Below are 25,384 nucleotides of genomic sequence, written 5' to 3'. Positions count from 1 at the left end.
TTCGATGCTACTTTTTCACAACACTAGAAGTAACCAATAGAGAGTCAGGCATAACCTTATTGTTAGAGCAAACAAACTCACTTCTTCTTTTTATCGTAGCTAACTTCCGCACCATATCGTCGAGCATCTTCGGGTTTTCTACCTCTACCAATCCCAACCGTGGAGTAATTGTGTATAGCTTCTCCATTGCAATAAAGTTAAGACCATCGAGGAAGCAGGTCTCCTCATTCTTATTCTCCATAAGCGGTATCGAGTGTATATTCCTAAAGGAACGCGAAGTATCCAAACCGGAGCCAACCCAGTGAACTAGCTTAGGAAGCCGCATATCGTTTTTGCTGCGAAGAAGCGCGATAAGGCTAGGAGCAACATCGAAGTGAGAGGAAACAGAGCTGAATCGAGCCGACCTAGTTAGCATGGGCGAGTATATTAAAAATGGAACTCTAAACCTGTCTATCTGTGTACTTATAGGAATTTCAGGCATACGGTGATCGCCCGTAATAATAAAAATCGTATTCTTAAAAGATGGTAACCTTTCGAACTTCTTAAAGAATTGCCTCAACGATTCGTCGAAGTACAGTACTGTAGAAAGCTGCTGACCATACTTAGCTACAAATTCTTTCTTACTATCGGGTATCGACGAATCCTTCAGAATCTGCTCAAACCTCCTATAGTACGCTTTCTGATTGGTTACAAGGAACGGATCGTGTATAGAAAGCGTAAGCGCTATGCTAACCGATGGCTCTGAAGCTTTGGGATCCTGCAATTCTATAAGCTTTGTCAGAATATCATTATCGCCATATCCCCAGCTAAAACCGCCCTTGGCAGGGGGCATCTTTTTGAACTTTGGCCCAAAGTTCTTACTATCAACAATTCTACCAATATTTTCCCTTTCAAGAAACTGCCTCATATTATCGAACTTCGAATCACCTCCGTATACAAAGTTCGAATTGTACCCGTTAGCCTGAAGTATGGTTAAAAGCGTATTATGGTTTGGAGTGCTGTTAGCTCGCTCCATAAAGCCTCTGCTGACAAGAGGTAACGAGCCCAAAAGCGAAGGGAAGATGGCAAATGTACGTCCTCCGGTACTCAAGAAGTTCTCGAAGTAAAGTCCCCTTCTCGCTAACGAATCTAGGAACGGCGTATAGCTGCCCAATTCGGCACCTTCGCCGCTATATGCTCTACCAAGGCTTTCCACAAAAATAAATACGATGTTAGGCTTAACCTTTGTAGTATCAAAAAATGGGCTTAGCACATCGGGCGTGTTATCTTTACGAAGCAATGGATATTCTTTGCTAACATAGTCCTTACTGTTTACCATTAAGCTAGTATAGTCGTCAACAAGCTTTCCTTTCTTGGCATTTTCAAGTTCTTCAATTTCTTTAATGTAGTCGGACGTTTTTCGGGCAAAGTACCCAAACTTGTTGGTTGCTAATGAAGCTTCGAAGCTGCTTTTAAAAGAGCTGGCATTGGCTACCGAATAACCCGAAGTTAAGAGTACCACTCCAACTATTGGATAAAAGATGTAGTAAACTACATTTGGAGGTTTTATTCGTGAGATGTAGTGATGAAGCGCTATATAAAGTATGGGAAATGCAAAAAATGGAATGGTGTTTACAATTGATAAAGAGCTGGTAGATTGCAACGTCTCTTGTATATCATACATCGAATAGCCAAATAGATCGGAACCCAACATTATTTTGGTTGTTGCAAAATAGAGCACCAATACTAGGTTTACCATCACCAATAGTACCCCCGAAACGACGAAGAGAACCTGAGCAATCCGCATGCGAAGAAACGTAAGCAAGAGGTAGGGCAATAGGAACAAACCAGCTACTTTAAGCACAAAGTAGGTATCGTAAAGTATTCCTAAAAGGTGACTATTCCTTAGCCCCGAAGGAAATGCAAATGCTTTTGCAAGAACAAACACATCGAAGAGCCTTATCAGCCAAAAGACAAGCAGTAAGGCCAGCACGTTGTTGAAGTAGCGATACGATGCCTTAACTAATCTATGAATATTAGAAACATTACCCTTTTCCATCTGCCTATTGTTTAAAATGCTCTGGAAACTGTCAAATCAATACTAGTTTGGGTTCTATACACCCCTTTTATAACTTCATCGCGACTTAGGCTTAGCTTTGTAGTGGCAACCCAAATCTTAGCAAACTTTTGGCTATAGGTTGCTCTTACACCGTACGACTTTAGCCTCTTTAGGTACGAGTAGTCAATATTCTGATGGTCGAAATCTGGAGCAGTACCAAAGCTTCCATCGAGCCCGATGTACGAATCGGGATCACTAAAATAGCGCCGTGCCGAAAGCCTAAACGAATAGGAAACATCGCCCTGCTTAAACCTAAGCTGCGGACGTAGCGAGAACCAGTAGCTGCGATAGTACTTACCCAAGCTACCCGTATAAAGGATTATATCTGAAGGTGCAAATCTAAGGTAACGGAACCCCAGCGATGCCTCAAAGGATTTAGGTAAGGATTGATAGTACTCATAACCACACCGAAAATCGGGAAAAATAGATGATGGCGAGAAACCGATATTGGCGTAAGAATAGCCACCTTCCCAAAACGAAAGGTAGCCATCGGCTTCGAGCTGATAGCCACTGCTGTTAAACCGGTTGGCATAGTTAAGCCTACCTATTAGCGTTCCGATAGAAATCTTTCGACTGTACTGCAGATACGACGAATACCAAGGGTCTGTACTATCGCTAAAGAAATCCACCGATCCATTAACCGATACCGTGTTTTTCAGATTCGAGTTCTTAATAAACACGAGCAAATCTCGGGCTTCGAACATATTGGGTTCCCTGCTAAGCACGTTTTCGATTACCAAGGTAGCCTCCTTCTTTCGGTTAAGGTTGCTTAGCATTTTTGCTTTTTTCAGCTGAAGGTCTAGCTCTTCCGGATATGCTTCTATTCCCCTATCGAGCACATCGATGGCAGCGCTGTAACTGCCCGACCAATACTCTACGTTATAACGGGCATTTATCAGCTCTAAGCTGCTTGGCCTCGTTTTTGCCAGCTCTTGAAGCTCCTTACGTGCCTCATTGTACTGGCCATTCCAGGAATAGATTAAGCCAAGGTAGAATCTAACATCCCCATTATCCTCCTTACTCAGAATATCGCGTAAGATTACTTGAGCTTGCTCGTACCTTTTTTCCTTTACCAACGCTTTGGCTTGGCTAAAAAGCTCGGAAGTGCTCTGGGCATTCAGCAGCGATGCTGTTAGTAAAAGCATCGTTGCAAGTGCAGAAATAGCTTTAAGCATTTTAGTCATATAGCTACCTTTTGTATTTTTCAATTTTTGCAATTAACTCATCAACATCAATTGGCTTTTCTACGTAATCGGATGCGCCAATTTCCATTGCCTTACGCGTATTTCCGGGTTGTCCTAAGAACGACATGACAATAAACGGAGTAGATAGCTTCATTTCGCGACGAACAAGGTTCAACAGTTCCATCCCATTAGCATGTGGCATTAGTATATCCGACACAATCAGGTCAAAAGTTTCACCCTTAATAAGCTTTGTAGCAACTTCTCCATCCGAAGCAATAGAGATGTCGTAGCCACTTAGCCTTAGCCGATACTCCAAAGCTTTTAGGGTAACTTCGTCGTCTTCTACAACCAATATTTTCATAATTGTAAGAATTTTGAGGTTGGGTTTTCTGCCTCGCCATATTCGCGACCATCTATACCGTCTGCAAGCTGTGTAGCTTGAAAAAAAGCAGCATGCTCCGCTAATTTAGAGGATAACAGCGCTTGTTAAGTAATGTTTAACACCATCAATATTTTTATTAATTTTCTTTACTTACAATCAAACTTTTGCCGTTATGACGAGATGTCCTTGGTCCACCAACGATCCGCTATACGTGCAGTACCACGACTGCGAGTGGGGTGTTCCGGTTTACGATGACCGCATGCACTTCGAATTCCTTACCCTAGAAAGCGCCCAGGCAGGGCTTAGCTGGATTACCATCCTTCGCCGCCGCGAGGGATACCGACGAGCCTTTGCCAACTTCGACCCGCAAGTAGTAGCGCTGTACGACCAGGCAAAGGTGGAGGAGCTTTTACAGGACGAAGGTATAATCCGCAACCGCCAAAAGGTGGAGGCAGCGGTGAACAACGCCCGCCGCTTTCTGGAGGTTCAGCAGGAGTTTGGATCGTTTACGAAATACATCTGGAGCTTTGTTGGCGGAAAGCCTATCGTAAACCACTTCACGGAGCTGGGCCAACTACCTGCCCAAACGCCCGAATCGGTACTACTAAGCAAGGACCTGAAGAAGCGCGGATTTAAGTTTGTAGGGCCAACTACCGTTTACGCCCACATGCAAGCTGCCGGACTGGTGAACGACCATTTGGTAAGCTGCGAAAGGCATAGAGAGGTGCAGGAGTTGATATGTGATTTGTGATGTGAGATGTGCGATGTGCGATGTGCGATGTGCGATGTAATTCCATCCCCCTGCCCCCTTATCCAAGGGGGACTAGCGCTATTCTACGGTATACGAATTCTTTGACGACTTCAACTTACTACTTGTTGTAAGGACAAACATAGATGTAGGATCGTCTAAAGTCTAACATCTAATATCTAGCGTCAATCTTCTACCACCCTATGGTAGCGCACCCACGCCCATAAGAACCGAACCGCTGAAAGCAGCAGCGGTACCCCCATCGCCACGTAGAAGTTAAAGAGGTAGGTTTTGTTGATAAAGTTCAAGTGGCGGAGCGCAATACCCATCGATACCATCCCTCCCATCATCAGGTAGCTCTTAAAGTCGAAGAACGAGAAGATGCAGGGGCGCACCACGTCGATAGATCTGATACGGTTGATATGCTTCAGCGATATCCGCATAAACAGTAGCCAAAAGAAGGCCACCCCAAAAATTACTCCAACAATAAGCCGTAGCAGAAGCATATCGGAGTGCGCCATTAGGTAGCTCGCGCCCTTGCCCAGAAGCATCCCTCCGGCAAAGGTCCAAACTACAGCAGCCACCAGCAGCAGGTAGCGCTTGGGAACTCCGGGCTTTATTCGAAAAGCAAGCTTTCTAAAAAGATTCATACAACGTTGTCCTTTTACGGTGGGTAAAGAAAGTGAAAAATAACAAAACTTACCGGACAAGGTTCAATTCCACGTTTTAGAGGCTCGCACCTTTGCCTAATTCCGCTACTTTTGCCGAACAAACCTGTCTGCAATGAACTTTATTGATATCGTCATTATTGCCCTGCTGGCTTGGGGAGCCATCTCGGGCTACATCAAGGGATTCCTTACCCAGCTCATCAGCTTTGGTGCCGTGTTTTTAGGTATCTACCTGGCATTTCACCTCTCCGATTGGATTGGCACCTTCGTAAGCGAGCACTTTAAGGTGGGCGTACGAACCAGCATTGTGGTGGCATCATTCATCATCTTTGTTGGGGTATTTATTCTGCTTCACCTTACCGGAAAAATCATCGGGAAAGCCTTTAAGGATACTTCGGTGGGAACGATTAACAGCTTACTGGGGCTGGCTTTCGGTTTGCTAAAAAGCTTTCTGCTGGTATGCGCCGTTCTTTGGATCCTCTCCGCGCTGAACAACGTGGTACAGTTCCTCCCCGAGCACCTTACCAAGGAATCATCGCTTCTGGGCATGTGGAAGATCATCCCATGGCTATTCCCCTACGTTAAGGGCTTATTCTAGTCGGAAATTCTTATTCTGATATATGCTAGACCTAACCGGTTTTGAAAACCGGTTAGGTCTTTTGCTTTGCTGAAACCCCAGCGAAATCCCGACGAAGCAACCGTGTTAGGCGAAGGCTCCAGCCTTCGTCAATTCTATCATTGCAGGCTATAGCCTGCGGAATAGATTCGGCTGAGGCTGCGCCTCAGCCGAACAAAGGTTAGAATGCTCCAATGGAACCTCGGGGAACAATTCGACAAATAGTTGGTATCTTCAACCGATATGCGAAGAACGATTCAACCGATGGTTGATGTCCCAACCGAGTTCCGGGGAACGATTCGACCGATGGTTGGCTCCTCCAACCAAAATGCGAAGAGCTATTCAACCATTGGTTGATGCCCCAACCGAACTCAGGGGAGCACTTCGACCACCAGTTGAAGGCTCCAACCGAACTGCGGAGAACGATTGACCAATGTGGTAAAGCCTCCAACCGAACTCAGTTGGGACATTTACCCATGGAGTGAACCCTTTGAAAGAATCGCTCCATGTACATCGCCCCAACACCCTAGCGCTAAGTCATACCATTTTACTATCTTTGCCCCAGTTTTACTCATTAATAGGGAGCACAATGCCGGATGCCGCTCGCAGGAGGGCACCTCGCGCATCAACCTAAGCAAATACTACACCGATGAACTTTATAGAAGAACTTACGTGGAGGGGCATGATCCACGATATGATGCCCGGAACAGACGAGCTACTTGCCAAAGAGATGGTATCGGCCTACGTGGGCATCGACCCCACCGCCGACTCACTGCACATCGGCCACCTGGTGGGCGTGATGATGCTGCGCCACCTCCAGCGTGCGGGCCATAGGCCCATCGCCCTAGTGGGCGGCGCAACCGGAATGATTGGCGACCCATCGGGCAAGTCGGTAGAGCGCAACCTGCTCGACGAGGCAGCCCTTCGCCACAACCAGGAGTGCATCAAGGCGCAGCTGGCTAAGTTCCTCGACTTCGAAAGCGATGAGCCCAACCGCGCCGAGCTGGTAAACAACTACGACTGGATGAAGGAGTTCTCGTTCCTCGATTTCATCCGCGACGTGGGCAAGCACATCACCGTAAACTACATGATGAGCAAGGATTCGGTAAAGAAGCGCCTCACCGGCGAAACGCGCGACGGCATGTCGTTCACCGAGTTCACCTACCAGCTCGTTCAGGGGTACGACTTCCTGTACCTCAACCAGCATAAGGGCTGCAAGCTGCAGATGGGTGGATCGGACCAGTGGGGCAACATCACCACCGGCACCGAGCTCATCCGCCGTAAGACTGGCGGCGAAGCCTACGCGCTCACCTGTCCGCTGATCACCAAAGCCGACGGCGGCAAGTTCGGTAAAACCGAGAGCGGCAACATCTGGCTATCGAAAGCCTACACCTCGCCCTACAAGTTCTACCAGTTCTGGCTCAACGTATCCGACGAGGATGCCGAGAAGTACCTCAAGATATTCACCTTCATCACCAAGGAGGAGTACGCGCAGCTCGTAGCCGAGCACCGCGAGGCGCCTCACACCCGCATCCTTCAGAAGCGCCTAGCACAGGAGGTAACCATCATGGTTCACTCCGAGGAGGACTACAACGCTGCAGTAGAGGCATCGCAAATCCTCTTTGGCAACGCCACCGCCGATGCGCTGGTTAAACTCGACGAGGATACCTTCCTATCGGTATTCGAAGGCGTACCACAATTCGAGATCGAGAAGTCGATACTTAATGCAGGCGCCAACGTTATCGAATTGCTTGCAACCAACACCACCGTGTTCCCATCAAAGGGCGAAGCCCGCAAGATGATCCAGGGCGGCGGCGTAAGCATCAACAAGAATAAGGTTGATGCGGTTGATGCCACCATTGGTTCGGACCTGCTGCTCAACGGCAAGTTCCTGCTGGTGCAGAAGGGCAAGAAGAACTACTTCATCATCAAGGCGCAGTAATTCCTTTTTAAAGATAGATTTTGCAGAGGGCATTCCGGAGGCGGGATGCCCTTTTGTTTTTGGAACTACTACCCCTGACAGGGTTTGAAACCTAAGTTAAATGCCACTGAACTCCGTGCTTTTAATTTAGGTGACATTAAAGTAACTCTACAATTTTTCTCGAACTCGCCAAAAATCTTCTCCGTAGTTTTTATAGAGTTGTGACGTTTGATAGTTATCTGCTATCATACCTGTTAAATCAGGCATTACAAATCCTTTTACCAATTCAAATATATTATCAGCAACCTTTAAATAAGGTTCTTCTCCATCCCAAATAACTTGATAAATTTCGTCTAAATATTCATCTTTTGTGCTCACAAAAAGTCCACCACCTTGACCAATATCTGCAATTCTTAAAAACCGATATTCTAACCATTCTTTCTCATAGCATAAATAACTTTTCCAATCATTGACGACTTTACTTATATCATCAAAATATGAAACCGATAAAAACCATTTTTCATTATCTTTTAACGGTTCATATAGAGGAGCATTCAAAAGATAATTTTCATTACGCTTAGTATTAAAAAAAACATCATTGACAAATGAATCTTTACCTGTTTCAAAATTCTCAATAAATAATTTATACAATGGAGGCAAAGAAAACCCAAGTTGAGTTTCTATCTCTGAAATTCTAACTTTATCAGATAACTGCCGCGTTTTAACCAATTGAAATCCTGTCCTCATTACCAATTATTATTGAAAAATATCTTACAACCCTATTATAGTCTTTTCCCCGCTCGTAGTAGCCTTATATCAACGTTCGAGGCAAGTCAAATATTTTAAAACGTCACCTTTGCTAGGCTACATTCTACTACTCGCAACCAAATATAGCCAAAAAGTAAAGCGCAGCCATGGTGAGGGCTGTGCATTTATAGAGTAGCGCAAGTTTTGAAATATTGCTGGATCTCAATGGTCATTACAAACGCTACGCCACGCCTAAAAACTCCACTTTAGCCTTCCGAAAAGAGCATATAGGTTCTGATAGCTATCGCCTGCACCGTAGCTCCATAGCAGCTGGGCATTAAGGTTTAACTCCAGATTCTCCTTTAGCGATATGCTTACCGATGGGATAACGAAAAGTAGCTCATACTTTGGATTGACTATACTGGATAGCGCACAGGTAAAAAGCGGCGTTACCGGGTACGATGCCGATCCAAACACCGAGAAGCTGGGTACGAAGATATTCTTGGCGCTAAGCCCTCCTCCCGAAAGCTGTCCTAATGACAGTAGGTTTACCGTTTCCCTGCTGCCGTTATAGAGCACCTCGGTTTGGATAAACAGCGAACTTTCGAAGGTGTAGTCGTACCCCACCGAGGCTACCAGCACGCCATCGGACTTTAGGAAGCGGCGCTTGGGGAGGAAGCAGGTTGCCTCGCCCCTAAAGCCTCCATCGAGCAGCTGCCCCGACCAGCCCGCGCCGAGGGCAATGTCGGTCTCATCCACAATGCCCCCGATAAGCTGAAAGTCGTACTCCAAACGGTTGAAGCGATAGAGCCCCGCCACGGTAGCCTTCCCCCGAGGGTTAACCTTCGCGGCAACCTCAATAACGGAGGTAGCCTTTGGGTAGTACTGCAGCCGCAGGGCATCGCAGCCAGGCTTCTCCTCGTAGTCGAAGTCGAAGTAGGAGTAGGTGTTGAAGATGTCGTTGGGGTTCCACACGAAGGTCTGCCCCCAGCTGATGCGCTGCCTGCCCGCCACCAGCTGCAGCTTACCCATCGAGTACTGCACCCAAGCCCTATCCACCGCAACGTTAAGCAGCGCCAACCGCTCGCTAAAAACGTTGAAGGATAGATCGGCATAGCGCGGATCGGTAGCCAGCAGATCACCGTAAGCGGGATATTTCTTAAGCAGGTTACCCCACACGAGCTGGTTCCGCAGCTCCAGCGACGCCGTAACCGATGCCGTTGGCAGCCACTTTAGGTTGATGCGATTATGCAGAAAGTTAGCCGAGGTGTTGTAGCTCCTCTCCTTCTGGAATAGCACCATCTCCACATCCTTAACGTAGCCGTTAACGAGCAGCTTCGGTTGCTGCAGCGTATCCTGCGAGTAGCCGTAAAGGTGTGTAAAGATGGTTAGAAGGAGGATAATAATCCTTCGGGTGGTAGTCGGTTGTATGTGGGTGTTTAGTATCATGCTTTATACTAAAAACCAAGGTTGAAAGTTAGGACATGGCTTTATCGGAGCGACTCCCCTCCTTTTCAAGGAGGGGTCGGCGTAGCCGGGGGAGGTTGTAGGTGAAATTTATAACAATACATTGCTATTCGAACTTAAACCACCCCGCCCTTCGGGCACCCCTCCTTAAGAAGGAGGGGAATCGCTCTTTTAAAGGTTTGTCATATTCTCTAGTATCCTTGGTTTCATGTGAAAGTAATTGTTTCTTAATGGTCACATGCAACTCGCATAGCAGACTTTCATCTACTTTGGTGAATTTCTGCATTCATGCTCGTTTCGCTCCTTCCGTTTAGTTCCGCTATGGCGGGATGTCACCTCAGAATAGCAAGAAAAATCACAAATCTCTCTGCGAACTCTGTGCCTCTGCGTCTCTGTGTTAGTGCGGCTGTTTCACATCGCTCACCACCCTTCCATCCTCGATGGTGATAACCCGATGGGCCTTGGCCACCACACGGGCATCGTGGGTGGAGAAGATGAAGGTAATGTTCTCCCCATGGTTGAGCTTCTCCATGATCTCCAGCAGATTTTCGGTCGATTTGCTGTCGAGATTGGCCGTGGGCTCGTCGGCCAGCACAAACTTGGGCTTCGAGGCCAGCGCCCGGGCTACCGCTACACGCTGCTGCTGCCCGCCCGAGAGCTTGTTGGGCCGACTGGTAATCCTATCGGAGAGCCCCACGGCCTCCAGCAGCTCGTTGGTTCGCCTATCCCGCTCCTTCCGCTTTACCCCCTGTAGCTGCATCACCAGCTCGACATTCTCGTGCGCGGTAAGCACGGGGATAAGGTTGTACGACTGGAATACAAAGCCGATGTTCCGCATCCTGAACCGCGTCTTTGCTCTTCCGCTAAGCTCACTTAGGTTGATGCCGTCGATGACAACCTCGCCTTGCGTAGGATCGTCGAGCCCGCCGATGATGTTGAGCAGCGTGGTTTTCCCCGAACCCGAGGGGCCAACAATGGCGGCGAACTCGCCCTCGTTAAAGGTGAGGTCGATGCCGTTTAGCGCACGAACGGGCAGCGCCTCCTGCTCATACGTCTTGTGCAAATTACTTACTTCGATAACCTTCATGGCAACCCATCTTATTTAATAGCGGTCTATCTAGGAACTGTTATTTTCCCCCATCATCACCTTGCAGATCCTACCCAACCCGAATAGCATCGGCCGGATTTAGCCTCAGCGCCTTGTAGGCCGGGTATAGGGCCGAGAGCATCCCAACGGCCATTACCATCAGCGCAGTGGTTAGCATCATCCCCATGTTTGCCGACGGGTAAACCATCGAGGAGTAGCCGAAGCTCGCGTAGGCCTCCTTCCAGAAGTAGAGGTTGAGCCCTACCCGGTGGAGATGGCTGCAAACCGCGTAGGCTACGGCTATTCCGGCTAAGCCGCCCGTCATGGAGAGGTAGATGGTTTCGAGCACGATCATCAGAAATATCCGGGACTTGCTCATCCCGATGGCCATTAGCATGCCCAGCTCGTGAACGCGCTCGAGCACCACCATCAGCATGGTGTTGACGATGCCAAAGCAGAGCGCCAGCAGAATTACTAGCATGATGATGAACATGTACTGATCCATGGCGCTTACCAGGTAGCCCGCCTCGGGGCTGAGCTCCGTCCAGTCCTGCACCAGCAGCCCGGGGAATGCCTTAACAAGCCTCGGCTTTGCCGCTGCAACGCTGGCGCTGCTGTCGAGCATAATGGCGATTTCGTGCGCCTCGGTGCCCTTTAGGGCGCTAAGCTGGCAGAGATCGGCATACCTGACGAAGATGTTGCCCTCGTCGAAGAGGTTGTTGTCGGTTTCGAAGATGCCGCACACGCGGAACGCGCCGCCGGTAATCATCCTATTGGCATCCTGCAGGGTGATTATCACCTTCTTTTTAAGCGTCACCTTCAGCTTCTCGGCCAGCTTCTTGCCAATCACCACCCGATTTTTGTCATGCCCATCCAGGTACTTTCCTTCAATGAGCTTGCTGCTGAGGTTCGATACCTTCCGCTCGCTTTCGGGCTCCACCCCGATGATCTTTACCGCCGTATTGGCCTCGGCCGAGGCCACCATGGAGGTGATGACGATCCGCTTGCTTACCCCAGCAACATGCGCCACCCCCTTGGCGACGAGCACGAGGCTGTCGGCGTTGGGCATCCGCAGGGCAAAGTCGTTGTTATCGGCAAACCCGGGCTGGTGCACCTGCAGGTGGGCAATCTCCGTTCGGATGATGGTGCCGATGCGCTCGTCCACCATGCCCAGCACCAGCGCATTGATAAACACCCCGGCAAACACCCCCAGCGCCACGGCAACCATAACCACGATGCTCCGCAGCTTGTTGCGCCAAATGTTCTTCCATGCAAGGGTCCAAAGCATGCTCATAAATCCGGTATTAACGTTCGTTCGGTATAGGAACTTAATGTTATCGACAAAGGTTGCAAAAAGGGTACTCCCCTCCTTTTCAAGGAGGGGTCGGCGAAGCAGGGGGTAGTTGTAGTTAAATGCTCATAACCACCCCGCCCTACGGGCACCCCTCCTTACGAAGGAGGGGAATCGCGCTAATCCTACATTGTGATACCCTGCAAACTTTCATTTCCAATTGTTTTTCCAATACACTTAGCGTTCGTAACCCACCCCTACCAAGGAAGGGATAACGTGCATTAATCATGTATCTTGTATCTTGTGTCTTGTATCTTGTATCTTGTATCTTGTATCTTGTATCTTGTGTCTTGTGTCTTTTCTCACCCCCTCAACGCCCCAATCACCCTAAGACGCCCAATATTCACTACGGGGTATAGCCCAACAGCCATAGTTAGGATAAAAACCACAAGAGCCTGCTCAAAAAAAACCGATGGCTCGTTTGAGAAGTACATCTCGGGCGGATACCCCATCTGCATCATCATCTCCGCAGCCTGCCCCGTTAGGGGAATCGGATGGAAAAGGAAGTAGGAGATAACCGGAATGCTTGCCGCAATTCCGGCTGCAACGCCTACCATGCCGATGAAAAAGGTCTCCAGCATCAGCCCCACGGCAAGCTTGTACTTCTGCATGCCCACGGCCATCATAATGCCAAACTCCTTGCGGCGCTCGGCCATCATCATCATAATCGTACCCAGTATGCCAAAGCCAATAATCATGTACAGGATGCCCCTCATGATTAGATGGCCGGCCCTATCGCTTTCGATCTGCTTCAGCAGGATGCGGTTCATCTCCTCCCAGTCTATAACCTCCATGCCGCTACCCAGCAGCAGGCTGAACTTTGCTTGGGCAGGTGCTACCTCATCGCTACCGTGCACCATAACCACGATGGAGGTAAGCCGATTCTCGGCAGAGTAGAGCTCCTGGCAGGTTTTGATATCCATGTACACCACGCTTCGGTCGAACTCGGGCGCAGGATGCTTCATAATCCCCCGCACCGGGTACTTTCCGGCAGCGCTTACGCCGTGGTACCCCTGCCCGATGAGCACCAGCGTATCGCTTGGCCGAAGCTTTAGGTATTGGGCAAGCCTTTCGCCCAGCACAACGCCGTTGGCATCGCTCCCTAGGTAGCGTCCCTGCACTAGTTTCCCCGAAATATTGGTGATCTTATCCTCCTTCGCAGGGTCGATGCCGATTACCATCACCCCCTTGGTGATCTCCTCGGTGGAGGCAAGCGCAAAGGTTTCCAGCCGTGGGGTAAAAAGGGTCACCTCCTTTACCATTCCTATTTTTGATGATATTGATGGGCTCATCTCGAAGGTGTTGTTGATAACCTTATCGTCCCAGTAGCCTTTCTGGTGGATTTGCAGGTAGCCCGAGTAGGAGTTGACGATGGCTTGGATGTACTGGGCGTAGGAGCCCTCCTGCAAGGAGGTCATAAAGCAGGAGAGCAGCACGCCAAAGAAGATGGATGCCGTGGTAATAAGCGTTCGGCGCTTGTTGCGCCAGATATTGCGCCAGGCTATTTTCGGGTAGCTCATCATGGATAGCAGCGCGGTTTATCGGGTTGATTGGCTTAACCTTTTCATGTTCTGCTGCGAGAAGAAGGCGTCCTCCATCGGCTGGTTGAACACCGTGCTTCGGATGTCGATCACCGTCTTATGCCCGCGCTTGCCAACGGGCACAATCTCCAACCGGGTAGGGATTTCCCGATCGCCCATCCGCCTAACCGCGGAGGCGTTCATCACGTTCACCAGCTCGCCATCCTCGTCGTAGAACTCCGCCTTCCACTGGAGGTAGTCGCCCACGGTAACCCACATCAGCACCTTTCCCCAGGTAACGGCAGCGCTGGGCAGCGGAGTCAGCTCAATCCTGTAGCACAGCTGGCTCCTAACCGTATCCTTCCCCACAAGCCTGTGGGTGTAGTCCTTTACGATGGACGACTCCTTCACCAGATCGTCGTTGGTAAAGTCGGAGCCCATCCACGCCTGCATCATCATCGAGGGCGGTATCTTCACCATCTTTTCGATGGAGGGCACCCAGTTCCACATGTCGGTTTTAATCTTGAGGAACACCTGCCCCTTATCCTTGGCAGGTGCCGTGACCAGCAGCATGGTAAGCTTATCGCCCTTCTCCCAGCTCTTGATGGTCACCGAGCGCGACCAGTCGGGACGGATAACGGTCATTACCATTTCGCCTTGGCTGGTTCGCCCGCGGCTCTTCTCGTCGGACTTTTGGATGATTTCCTTAGCGGTTGGAGTTTGGGGAATAGCATCGTCACCTAAGAATAGGGTAACGAAAAAAATGAGAATGGTGCTCCATCGTAGCATACGTTAATCCTTTAGTAAATGTAGCGACAACGTATTGCAGGACTTCTCCTACACAACTACAAAACACCAGCCATGTACGCAAAGTTTAAAGAGAAGAGAAATAGCGGTAGTCATAATAATGCAAAAGGGAGAAGTCTTCAAAAACATCTCCCTTAATCTCTTATCGGCTAATCGACTGCTTGTACTTATCGCGAAAGTAAAGCGGTAGAAAACCGAAATTGAGCAGAAGCGCACTTAGTAACAGCGACGGACCTGCCCCAGGCCAATGCATCATCTTACAAAGCACGCCGGTTACCGCAAACATTGATGCAAAGTAGCCTAAAATGTACATGGTCTTTTTCATAGCAAACTCCTTTTTATAGATTAGGTTAGTAGTTTCCTCCTGTATCCTACGAATGCCTTCCTCTCCAAATCGTTCCAGTACCTGTCCGTAGGCTAGTTCAAAATCGTCGCCCTCCATCTCCTCTATGGCGCAGCAGATGTGGTCTAGCAAGCTATCCGAGAGCTTATCCATCGTTACCCCATGGCTCTCCAAATCACCTTTTATTCGCTCAATATGACAATCCAACAGCTCCATTATACCACAGGTTTAGGTGATAGCAAAACGCCAATTGTCTTTATAAAATCGGCAAGCTCGTTTACTTTGCTTTCGGTTACGGTCTTACCGCTTTGAGTAAGCGTGTAGTACTTGCGGACACGCTTACCGATGTACTCCTCTTCGGTGGTAACCGTTCCGTCGGCTTCCAGCTTATGAAGTATGGGGTATAGCGCACCTTCGGTAATAGATATTTTTCCATCGGTTAGCAGCTTAACCTTTTGGGTGATCTCGTAACCGTACATTCTGCCGTTATCCTCAAGCAGCTTGAGAATTATTGTTTGCAGCGTTCCTTTAAGTAGCTCTTTTGTATACATACCACAAATATACATTTTATTCTTATGCATTCTAGTTTTGTGCATTATTTCTTTTTAGGAAATAATAAAAAACCCTCGAGCACCAGAGCACTCGAGGGTTGTACCATAATCCCAAAGAAAAGCGAGCTATAGCTCGCTGATTAGAATTGTATGACCTTTGCAGTTCTCGACTTACCAATATAGGCGTTAATTATTTTAATCGAGTTGCTTGTTTCTGTAGATGAGGTTATCAGGTCGTGTAGCTCGTGCTGATTGCCGGACAGAAAGTCTTTGGATGCATATCCGTACCCTACAAACTTTCCCTTTTCAACCTTTACGATTGATACCATATCGGAATCCTTATCCTCTTCAACCACGAAAAAATTTTTGGTGATATCGTTTAGGTAGGCAATAGCCTGCTCCACGCGCTGGTTGTACAAATCGGGATCCTCCTCGCCCCTACATGCCCCCTTACAAATGCCAATTTGGTAGTGAAAGCAGGCACCTGTCGATTTATATAGCCCACAAATCTTTTGGCATAGGCTAAACTGCTCGATAAGCGAAAAGAGCATTTTCTTCGCCTTTTGTACCGAGGGAAAGGTTGCAACCAACACCCCGTTTTTCGATGATTTCGCAATACCTAAGGCCAAATACCCCTCATCGTTATATGTAGCGTAAAGCCCGTACCCGCTACTCTTACGCCGCTGCAGGTGGTTAAACAGCGGACGCTGTCGCTTAATCTCAATATCTTCTTTCAGTAGCGCAATAAGCTCGCTGGTGGTTAGCTCGTAGCTGATATCCGCAACCCGAGAGCACATATCGTGCGCTTTCGGATCGTTATAGCTGGCAAAATGTGTAGTTGCCCGCTTGGCGATATTCGTTCCCTTACCGATGTAGATGATATTTCCGCTGCTGTCGTGAAGGTAGTAGACACCCGTATCCTCGGGTAGTGTTTCGAAAAGCATACGGGAGATGTTCTTCCCAAATTTTTTTTCGATTTGGATGGTACTCACAATTTCCTCTTCTACTGCCTTATCCAGCAATATTCGAAATAGGTCGACGGTGGCACGGGCATCGCCGGCAGCACGGTGCCTATTTTCGAGGGTAATGCCCAAATCGGCGCTCAGATTACCGAGGCTATAGCTGGCATGTCCGGGCAGTAGCTTACGGCTTACCCTGACGGTATCGAAGGTAACACGGCGATAGCGGTATCCTAACCGCTTAAACTCGTTTTGCACAAAACCGTAGTCGAACCCAACGTTATGCCCCACAAAAATGGCATCCTGGGTTATTTCGACGATCCGCTTGGCCACCTCATAGAATTTCGGTGCATTCCGAACCATTTCGTTGGTAATGCCGGTAAGCTTGGTAATGTAGCTGGGAATCGACTTCTCCGGGTTTAGCAGGGTCGAAAACTCCTCAACGATTTTACCCCCTTCGAGCAGGTAGATAGCGATCTCGGTAATTCGCTCCCGCTTTGGATCTCCTCCCGATGTTTCGATGTCGACAACGGCAAAACGTTGATTCTGCATACCGACTTCTTCCTGATAGTTCATTTACACAATACTTCGCTAATGTAATAGATTACCCTCTGATGCTGCAAGCCTTGAAACTTTTTCTTCGAGAAGAACCATTTTTGTGACATCGTGGTATGAGATCCATATTCCTACAACACCCCCTTCTTTATCAAAAATAGGGAGTTTGCTTACAGATAACCAAGTAACAGAGCCGTCAGCCCCTTCTACTTTTTCGAGAATGTCAACAACTCCTTTCCCTGTTCTGATAATCTCCTTTTCCTCGTTTTCGAAGTTTACGTCGAACTTGTCTCCATACAACTCCCTATCGCTTTTCCCAATAATTTGCTCTTCCGAGGTAAAGCCATGCATAGCAAGTTTTGCCCGACTAGCCTTTATATATCTACCATCCAAGCCCTTAAAATATATAACCTCTTGCGTGGAATCGAGTAGGTTTCGCAACAAATTCTGTTCAAGAGCCAGTTTATCCTGCATTTTTAGCTGCTCACTATGAATGCGCAACATCTCGTCCTGAGTAGACTGCAACTCCTCCAAATTTTGGCGCATCTCTTCCTCTTGTGCAGCCATTTCTTCAGCCTGCTGTTGTGTTCGCTCTAGCAGTTCGGCGGTATGAACATTAACACGTACGCTTGCCATCGTAGACGCAATACTCTCTGCTACCTTTTCGACAAACTTAACCTTATACTCCTCTATAGGAGATAAGGAAGCAAGTTCTATTACCCCATTAACTTCGCTATTAACTTTAAGAGGAACTAGTAAAAGGCATTTAGGCTTAGCGTCTCCCAATCCCGAGGTTATGGAAATGTACCCATCTGGTATTTCAAGCAGATATATGGTCTCGGCCTCATCAAAACAACGGCCAACTAAACCTTCCCCCAGTTCGAATCGCCTACTCATAAGCTTCCTACGGTTGTAGGCAAAACAGGCTACCATTTCTAAATACCTATCCGATTGGTCAGTTTCGTTAAGTATAAACATTCCACCTTGTACGAGACCTAAGTATTTCACCAAGTTGCTAACAACAGAGAACGATAGTTCTTTGACATTGTTTCCATTCTGTCGTAGTAGCCCTGAGAATTCAGCATAACCTTGATTGGCCCAATGGTTCTTTTCCTCTTCTACCCTTCGCATCTCTTCTGCTTCTTTAGCCTTAATAAGGCTACTACGCATTTCTTCTAGCGATGCTCCAATTATATCGTTTTCGCCCAATAGTTTGTGGCTTAAACTAAGGTTCCCTCTTCCTATTTCCTGAGCAAACAAAGCCGTACGATTTAAACCATCAACAAGAACATTCAACGAGCCCGCTATTTCCTGCATCTCATCGCCTGTATTTACATTCAACAGTTTGCTCTTATTTACAGCCCCACTAGCCAACAGTTTAATAGACGAGGTTACATCTCCCAACGGTTTAGCGATAGATTTTGCCAAATAGTTAATAGCAAAGTAGGTAATAACAAGCCCTAACAGGCACACTAGAATAGCTATAAACACTGATTTTCTCGACTGAGCAAATATCTCGCTAGATGGAATTACCACTCCTAAAACCCAACGGGTTCCCCTATCTCCCATTGGAATGGGTGCTACAACGACAAAGTAACTCTTACCTCCTATTTCTGTAAAGGTTTGTGTGATATCATTCGAAGATAAAATCGTTCCCAAAGCAAGTTCTGTTCTCTTTCCTTCAATGGTTGACTCATATGATTTTCCAACCATCAATTTGTTGCTATGAGCGGCAACAAAACCCGATTGCGATACTAAGAAAGCCGAGGTTCCAGGGAATATGCGAACGTTATCAACCACCTTTTGGTACTCGTCCAAAGCAATGTCAACTCCGGCCACACCTTTTGCCTGACCATTGTAAACCACCGGACATCCCAACGTTGTAATAAGCAGCTGTTCGCTACTGCTATTGTAGTAGTTATAGAAATATGGATCTTTAACATCTGGCTTCCCCGAATTTTTCACCTGATAGTACAATGAGTTCGGATCAAAAGATGCGGTATCCTTATCTACTACCATAACCGGGATGTTCGAGAAAGGAACAGAAAGGTAGCTACGACGCCCCGATTGCTTCGTATAGCCTGATGTTATAGCAGAATGCTCCAAGGATACCCAAATGCACGTGTATGCTTGATTGTTTGCTGCACTATTTTGCAGCAGCAGCTTTATGAGATCCTCACGGTTTACCATACGCTTGTCAAACATATATGCAACCGAAGATGCCAGCGATTCGCTAAAACCTAATGCCTGGTTCGTAATTTTTTGCAGCTGAAAAGAATATCCTTTTACCTGTTCTACGGCCATCTGCGTAGCGTTTGCCCGTGTATTGCTCCTTAATGCAGCAATAAAGTATGCAAACGATAGTAGCATAATTACGGCAACCGATAGCCCAATATAAAAATGCATCTTAGTCCTAATCGACAAAGATTTTCCCCTATTCAACACGCTCGTAAGTTTTAATCTAGAAAAGTTTACAAAGGTACAATAAATGTGTATTCATCTTTCGAAATATCCTTGTAATAAACCTAATACTAAATCGGAATAGACCAAAATAAAAAGGCAACTCAACCTACCGCCCCCGTTTTTCATCTGAGCTTTTAGCTTAGATGTCGGAACCCGACAGATTCGAGCTGCCTTAATATTTATACGCTAAAAAACGGATTAAGCTAATTCCTATCCACTTTTTTACCTACCGATGGTGCAGCATCGTTTGCCACCTTCTTCTCCATTTCTTTTATTTCGGTGATATCCTTCGTTATGCCCCAAATACCAATAATATTTCCAGCTTCATTGCGTAGCGGCAACTTGCTTATGGATAGCCATCTTTCTGCTCCATCGCCACTTTGCTGATGCTCTATTCTATTCAGTATAGGAACTCCTGTACGTACTATCTCTTGCTCCTCAAGCACAGTCTCTAACGAGTAGGCTTCGCCGAAAAGATCCTTATCCGTTTTTCCAATAATATCTGCTTCCGACTTAAAACCATGCTTCTCGTATTTTCGCTTATTTACCCTTAAGAAGCGTCCCTCCATATCCTTAAAGTAGATAAGATCTGTAGAGGTTACCAAGAAGTTGTTGAACAAGTTTCGCTCCAAGGAAAGCTCGGCTTCGAGATGCTTGATATTAGAAATATCCTTAGAAACACCAAAGGTACCAATAATTTGTCCGTTAAGATCCTTCAATGGCATTTTGCTGGTTTCTACCCAGGTTATACTACCATCACTATGATCTTCGCGCTCTACCATGTTGTAGATTGCCTCTCCGGTACGAACAATATTTTGCTCGTCGTTAAAAGCTTTCTGCGAGTGCTCTTTCCCAAATAAATCAGAGTCCGATTTTCCGATAAGCTCGGAATCGTCCTTAACCCCATGAAGTCGCACCAGCGATTTGCTTATTCGGATAAAGCGGCTCTGAAGATCTTTAAAGTATACGTATTCGGGAACAGCTTCAAGGAAGTTTGCGAACATAGATTTCTCCTTGAACAGTTCCTCCTGAGCAGACTTTTGTTCTTCCTGAACACGAGCCATCTCCTCCTGAGTAGACTGTAACTCCTCCAGGTTTTGGCGCATTTCTTCTTCCTGAGCAGCCATCTCTTCGGCCTGCTGGCGAGTTTGCTCTAGAAGCTCGGCTGTATGAATGTTAACCCGTACGCTAGAAAGGGTAGAAGCTATGCTTTCGGCAATCTTTTCTACGAACTTTACCTTATAGTCATCAATTGGCGCCAGCGATGCCAGCTCAATAACCCCATTAATTTCGTTGTTTACCCTCAACGGAACGAGCAACAGGCAACGTGGATTGGTATCTCCTAGTCCGGAAGTGATAGAAATGTAGGTTTCCGGAATCTCTAGCAGGTATATTGTTTCACCTTCAACAAAGCAACGACCCACCAAGCCTTCTCCGATATCGAAGCGGCGCTCCATCATCTTACGACGGTTGTACGCAAAGCAGGCAGTCATTTCAAGGTAACGATCCGAGTCATTATCCTCGTTTAGGATAAACATTCCCCCTTGATTAATGCCAAGGTACTTTACAAGGTTGCTTACGATTGAGAAAGAGAGCTCTTTAATGTTGTCGTTATTAAAGCGTAGTAGCTCCGCAAAATTTGCATAGCCTTGGTTGGCCCATCGGTTTTTCTCTTCTTCCTTTTTGCGCTCCTCTTCCTGCTCGTTGGCCTTTATAAGGCTGCTTCGCATTTCTTCCAGAGATATTCCCAGTACATCCTTTTCGCCTAACAGCTGATGGTTGGCATTCAAGTTTCCGTTTCCAATCTCTTGAGCAAATTTTGCAGTTCGGCTTAGCCCATCAACGAGTACGTTCAACGATCCGGCAATTTCCTCCATCTCGTCACCGGTTTGAATGCTTAACTTCTCCTTTTCGTTGATATCGCCATTTGCCAGCTGCTTTATAGATGTCGTTACATCGCCCAAAGGCTTTGTGATGGCTTTAGCAAGATAGTTGATAACAAACGTTGTTACGATCAACCCTAGAATACACACTAAAAGCGCAATCAATACAGACTTCCGCGATTGTGCAAAGATTTCGTTTGTAGGAATTGTTACCCCAAGTGCCCAACGGGTACCTCTATCTCCGATGGTAATAGGAACGATAACCGTATAGTAGCTTTTACCATCAGCCTTGATGTATGTTTTGGTTATATCTGCTGATGACAGAATCTTCTCCAATTCCAGCTCGCCACTTTTACTATCAACAATTTTGTCGAAGGTTTTTCCAACCATTGCCTTGTCGGTATGAGCAGCGACAAACCCTTTTGCAGACACCAAAAAGGCCGATGTTCCAGGAAAGATCTTAATTTGATCTACCACCTTTTGGAACTCTTCAATTCCTATATCAACTCCTGAAATACCCACTGCCTGCCCATTGTAAAAAACAGGACAAGCCAGCGTTGTAATTAGCAGCTCTTGGCTGCTGTTGTTGTAGTAGTTGTAGTAGTAAGGCTCCTTTATATCCGACTTGCCAGAATTCTTAACCACGTAGTACTGAGTACTGGCATCAAACGAATCCATATCCTTATCGAGTGCCATGATTGGCATATTGGAGAGGGGAACCGTAAGGAACGAGCGACGACCCGAAGCCTTGTTATAGCCTGGTGTTATAGCCGAGTGCTCCAACGATACAAAGATGCACTTGTAGTTCTGATTGTTCTTCGAAATATTGAGCAGCGATTGCTGTAAAAGACTCTCGCGGTTCGAAACACCCTGATCGAACATGTACACCACCGACGAGGCTAACGATTCGCAAAAGCCTATCGCCTGATTATTTATGCGTTGAATTTGCGCTGAGTAACCTTTTACCTGCTCTTCCGCCATTTTTGTAGCTCCCTCCCGAGTATTGTTTCTTAGCGAAACAATGAAGTAGGTAAACGACACTAGCATTATCAATGCCACCGAAGCCCCAATATACAGGTGCATCTTCGACTTAATCGACATTTTTTGGATTTTCCCCAACCAGCCCATAGCTTATGGATGTGTTTTAGTAAAATATTTGCTCTAATCGGCTCAAACTTATAAAAAAAGAGTTATAAAACGTATTCGTTTGCAAATGATTTTTTGCATCAAATGTCTACAACCTTTTTACCAACAAATATTACCCTACAACCATAGCCGTGTTAGTGAACTATATATCTTTGTTTGCAAAATATTTCACTTGTTCACCAATTGGATCCAGACACATGAAGCATTACCTTTCAACATTAGTTCTCCTGATCGGAGCCACGGTGATGGCAATGGCCCAGCCTAAACCCATCGACAACCTCTTTATCGCGGGGCCACACCCCGTTAACGAGCCCGCCTTTGGCAAAGTTGCCAACATCAAGGGCGATGTTTTCGCAGCCGACGAGCTGTTGAAAATGGGAATCCCCTACAGCAACCTTTCCCTTATTAACGGAAGCGTGTGCGGCAACGATGGCAAACCCGATAACGCTTGGAAGCGCACCGAAAGCGGCAACGGCGAGTACATCTTTACCGCCAACAGCCAATCGGCCTCCATAGCCTACGCGCTGTTCTTTGTAGATGCCGGCAGCTTTACCAAGGGATCGCTCTCGGTAACTTCGCGCCTACAGCTCGAGGTTTACGTAGATGGCGCTAAGGCGGCCGACAAGTCGTCGGGCGAGGAGGCCAAAAGCGCTAAGGCCCAGCTTAAGCTTACCCGCCAACAGCATCAAGTACTCGTGAAAGTTCTAATCCCAAAAGAGTACAAGGATACCGCTAAGATCGCCATCAAGCTCGACGTTCCCGAAAAGCAGCGCGAGCAGCTGGCCATCAACAGCGCCAAGCGCCTGCTCACCATCAACGACATCCTCGAGGGGGTTAAGGTTGCCTCAACATCCATATCGCCATCGGGCAAGTACACCAGCGTATCGTTCTCGAAGGTTGATCCCCAAACCGGCAAGGCCAACCGCTTTACCAAGTACTTCAGCATAGCCTCCATGAAGGAGGTTTACTCCCCCAAGGGTAGCTCGGCCTGCGAGTGGATGCCTACCGGTAGCCGTATCTGGTGGATGGACGCCAACAACGACAATGCCCTTACCACCTTCGACTTCGAAACCAGCGAAACGAAGGTTATCGCCAAAAACCTCCCATCGCAGGCGTGGATGAGGTGGGCCCCCAACGAGGAGTACGTTATCGCCACCATCGAGGACGAGGTGAAGATCGAAGAGAAGGGCCCCATGCAGCAGATCGTATCGCCCGAGGATCGCCAGCCCGGCTGGAGAGATCGCTCGTTCCTTTACAAGATCGACCTAAAGAGCGGCATCAAGCAGCGCATCACCTTTGGCAACAAGAGCACCTACCTTGCCGATATCTCGGCCGACTCCAAGTCGCTCATCGTAACGGTGAACAGCGAGGTGTACACCGAGCGTCCATTCTCCACCACCAGCATCTACCGAATCGACGCCAGCAGCTTTAAGGTTGATACCCTTCTAAAGGATCAAAAGTTCATCGGTAGCGTTAAGCTATCGCCCGATGGCAAGACGCTGCTCGTGCTAGGTGGCCCCGAGGCCTTCAACAAGATAGGCCAAAACGTAAAAAAGTCGCCCATTGCCAACAGCTACGACAACCAGGCCTTCCTCTACACCATCGAAAACGGTAAGGTGGAGCCCATCACCAAAAACTTCGACCCATCGGTTGACGGCGCTGACTGGAGCATCGACGGAAAATCGATCCTAATGCAGGTGAGCGAGAGGGATCGCAACACGCTATACCGCTACGATATTGCCTCATCAGCATTTAATAAGATTGCTACCAGCTGCGACGTAGTTTCGTCGTTCGATTTCGCCAAGGAAGCCGACGGCATGGTATACGCCGGACAGAGCGGCAGCTACCCAAGCGTGGCCTACTACTACAACCCATCGAATAGCAGCACCGTTACGCTTGCCGATCCTGCCAAGGAACGAATTGCGCAGATCAACCTGGGCGAGATGCGCGACTGGAGCTTCAAGGCAAAGGATGGCTCCACCATCGAGGGGCGCATCTACCTGCCACCTGGATTCGACCCCGCCAAGAAGTATCCGCTTATCGTAAACTACTACGCAGGAACCACCCCTACCGAGCGCAACTTCGAGAGCCGCTATCCGCTGCACCTCTACGCCTCGATGGGCTACGTGGTGTACCTTGTTCAGCCTAGCGGCGCCATTGGGTACGGACAGGAGTTCTCGGCCCGTCACGTGAACGCTTGGGGAAAGAGAACCGCCGACGAGATTATTGAGGGTACCAAGAAGTTTATCGCCGAGCACCCCTACGTTGATGCCACCAAGGTGGGCTGCATCGGGGCATCGTACGGTGGATTTATGACCCAGTACCTGCAAACCCGCACCAACATCTTTGCGGCAGCCATCTCGCATGCCGGCATCAGCGACATCACCAGCTACTGGGGCGAGGGCTACTGGGGCTACACCTACAGCTCGGGCGCAACGGCCAACAGCTACCCTTGGAATAACCCATCGCTCTACGTGGGCCAGAGCCCGCTCTTCAGCGCCAACAAGGTGAACACCCCCATCCTCTTCCTACACGGTCAGCAGGATACCAACGTGCCCATCGGCGAGAGCATCCAGATGTACACCGCCCTTAAGATCCTCGGCAAGACCACCGAGTTTGTAACTGTAGAGGGCGAGAACCACACCATTGTTAGCTACAAGCCCCGTATTGCCTGGAACAACACCATCTTCGCCTGGTTTGCCAAGTACCTACAGGGCAACGACGAGTGGTGGAACGAGCTGTACCCTAAGAAGAACTTGTAGATATATTTTTAAACCTGACAGGTTTTACTCCACCCCCAAATAAAAAAAGCGTAGCTGCGGCTACGCTTTTCATGTTTCTGGACTTTTGATAGTAAGTTTGCAGTTCAAAAACTAAAACAAAAAAAT

General features: G+C 47.8%; 19 protein-coding genes. 4 read left to right on the top strand and 15 right to left on the bottom strand.

From position 1 onward, the window contains the following. Positions 1–7: 7 nt before the first annotated feature. From CLV25_RS03950 to CLV25_RS03940, 3 genes are read right to left on the bottom strand one after another with little or no spacing between them, the layout of a single operon-like run. Positions 8–2,038, bottom strand: coding sequence for an LTA synthase family protein (locus CLV25_RS03950; RefSeq protein WP_131838338.1), 2,031 nt, complete (start codon positions 2,036–2,038; stop codon positions 8–10). A gap of 11 nt (positions 2,039–2,049) precedes the next feature. Continuing rightward, the gene (locus CLV25_RS03945; RefSeq protein WP_131838337.1) at positions 2,050–3,282 is read right to left on the bottom strand and encodes a YaiO family outer membrane beta-barrel protein; all 1,233 of its coding nucleotides are present in this window, start codon (positions 3,280–3,282) and stop codon (positions 2,050–2,052) included. A 4-nt stretch (positions 3,283–3,286) separates the two neighbouring features. After that, entirely contained in the window at positions 3,287–3,643 is a 357-nt protein-coding gene (locus tag CLV25_RS03940) for a response regulator (RefSeq protein WP_131838336.1), read from the bottom strand. A 193-nt stretch (positions 3,644–3,836) separates the two neighbouring features. Here CLV25_RS03940 and CLV25_RS03935 point away from each other — a divergent pair, with 193 nt between their 5' ends. Beyond that, positions 3,837–4,415, top strand: a complete 579-nt coding sequence (locus CLV25_RS03935) for a DNA-3-methyladenine glycosylase I (RefSeq protein ID WP_131838335.1) — start codon at positions 3,837–3,839, stop codon at positions 4,413–4,415. A 182-nt stretch (positions 4,416–4,597) separates the two neighbouring features. Here CLV25_RS03935 and CLV25_RS03930 read toward each other — a convergent pair whose 3' ends face one another. Beyond that, the gene (locus tag CLV25_RS03930; RefSeq protein WP_131838334.1) at positions 4,598–5,062 is read right to left on the bottom strand and encodes a hypothetical protein; all 465 of its coding nucleotides are present in this window, start codon (positions 5,060–5,062) and stop codon (positions 4,598–4,600) included. Positions 5,063–5,195: 133 nt separating this feature from the next. On the opposite strand from CLV25_RS03930, the gene CLV25_RS03925 reads away from it, so the two are divergent. Next, positions 5,196–5,678: a CvpA family protein gene (locus tag CLV25_RS03925; protein ID WP_131838333.1), complete on the top strand. Its 483-nt coding sequence runs from the start codon at positions 5,196–5,198 to the stop codon at positions 5,676–5,678. Positions 5,679–6,345: 667 nt separating this feature from the next. Next, on the top strand, positions 6,346–7,638 hold the full coding sequence (gene tyrS / locus CLV25_RS03920) for a tyrosine--tRNA ligase (protein WP_131838332.1): 1,293 nt from the start codon (positions 6,346–6,348) through the stop codon (positions 7,636–7,638). Between the two features lie 147 nt (positions 7,639–7,785). Here the strand turns inward: tyrS and CLV25_RS03915 are convergent, their stop codons facing one another. The 11 genes from CLV25_RS03915 to CLV25_RS03865 all read right to left on the bottom strand — a co-directional run bounded on the left by CLV25_RS03915 (position 7,786) and on the right by CLV25_RS03865 (position 22,451). Continuing rightward, positions 7,786–8,364 (bottom strand): SMI1/KNR4 family protein, encoded by a 579-nt coding sequence (locus CLV25_RS03915; protein WP_131838331.1) that lies wholly within the window; start codon positions 8,362–8,364, stop codon positions 7,786–7,788. A 252-nt stretch (positions 8,365–8,616) separates the two neighbouring features. Continuing rightward, on the bottom strand, positions 8,617–9,813 hold the full coding sequence (locus CLV25_RS03910) for a hypothetical protein (RefSeq protein WP_131838330.1): 1,197 nt from the start codon (positions 9,811–9,813) through the stop codon (positions 8,617–8,619). Between the two features lie 415 nt (positions 9,814–10,228). Further along, the gene (locus CLV25_RS03905) at positions 10,229–10,918 is read right to left on the bottom strand and encodes an ABC transporter ATP-binding protein (RefSeq protein WP_131838329.1); all 690 of its coding nucleotides are present in this window, start codon (positions 10,916–10,918) and stop codon (positions 10,229–10,231) included. 70 nt (positions 10,919–10,988) lie between these two features. Further along, positions 10,989–12,212 carry an ABC transporter permease gene (locus CLV25_RS03900; RefSeq protein ID WP_131838328.1) on the bottom strand — a complete coding sequence of 408 codons (1,224 nt, stop codon included), beginning with the start codon at positions 12,210–12,212 and terminating at the stop codon, positions 10,989–10,991. 359 nt (positions 12,213–12,571) lie between these two features. Then, a complete protein-coding gene (locus CLV25_RS03895; RefSeq protein WP_131838327.1) occupies positions 12,572–13,792 on the bottom strand; it encodes an ABC transporter permease in 1,221 nt (406 codons plus the stop codon). A gap of 15 nt (positions 13,793–13,807) precedes the next feature. After that, positions 13,808–14,578 carry an outer membrane lipoprotein-sorting protein gene (locus CLV25_RS03890; protein ID WP_131838326.1) on the bottom strand — a complete coding sequence of 257 codons (771 nt, stop codon included), beginning with the start codon at positions 14,576–14,578 and terminating at the stop codon, positions 13,808–13,810. A gap of 160 nt (positions 14,579–14,738) precedes the next feature. Then, the gene (locus CLV25_RS03885; protein WP_131838325.1) at positions 14,739–15,155 is read right to left on the bottom strand and encodes a hypothetical protein; all 417 of its coding nucleotides are present in this window, start codon (positions 15,153–15,155) and stop codon (positions 14,739–14,741) included. Next, a complete protein-coding gene (locus CLV25_RS03880) occupies positions 15,155–15,490 on the bottom strand; it encodes a PadR family transcriptional regulator (protein WP_131838324.1) in 336 nt (111 codons plus the stop codon). Before CLV25_RS03880 ends, CLV25_RS03885 begins: the two co-directional genes overlap by 1 nt. A gap of 140 nt (positions 15,491–15,630) precedes the next feature. Then, complete coding sequence (locus tag CLV25_RS03875; RefSeq protein ID WP_131838323.1) at positions 15,631–17,025, bottom strand: exonuclease domain-containing protein; 1,395 nt, start codon at positions 17,023–17,025, stop codon at positions 15,631–15,633. Positions 17,026–17,040: 15 nt separating this feature from the next. Then, the gene (locus CLV25_RS03870; protein ID WP_131838322.1) at positions 17,041–19,410 is read right to left on the bottom strand and encodes a PAS domain-containing protein; all 2,370 of its coding nucleotides are present in this window, start codon (positions 19,408–19,410) and stop codon (positions 17,041–17,043) included. A 260-nt stretch (positions 19,411–19,670) separates the two neighbouring features. Then, positions 19,671–22,451, bottom strand: coding sequence for a PAS domain-containing protein (locus tag CLV25_RS03865; protein ID WP_165876976.1), 2,781 nt, complete (start codon positions 22,449–22,451; stop codon positions 19,671–19,673). Between the two features lie 242 nt (positions 22,452–22,693). Between CLV25_RS03865 and CLV25_RS03860 the strand changes: the two genes are divergently transcribed. After that, entirely contained in the window at positions 22,694–25,258 is a 2,565-nt protein-coding gene (locus CLV25_RS03860) for a S9 family peptidase (RefSeq protein WP_131838320.1), read from the top strand. Positions 25,259–25,384: the final 126 nt, after the last annotated feature.

It is taken from the genome of Acetobacteroides hydrogenigenes, assembly GCF_004340205.1.
Taxonomy (GTDB): Bacteria; Bacteroidota; Bacteroidia; order Bacteroidales; family ZOR0009; genus Acetobacteroides; species Acetobacteroides hydrogenigenes.
Note: the sequence above shows the minus strand (reverse complement) of the source record. Positions and strands in the feature narration are given on the sequence as shown.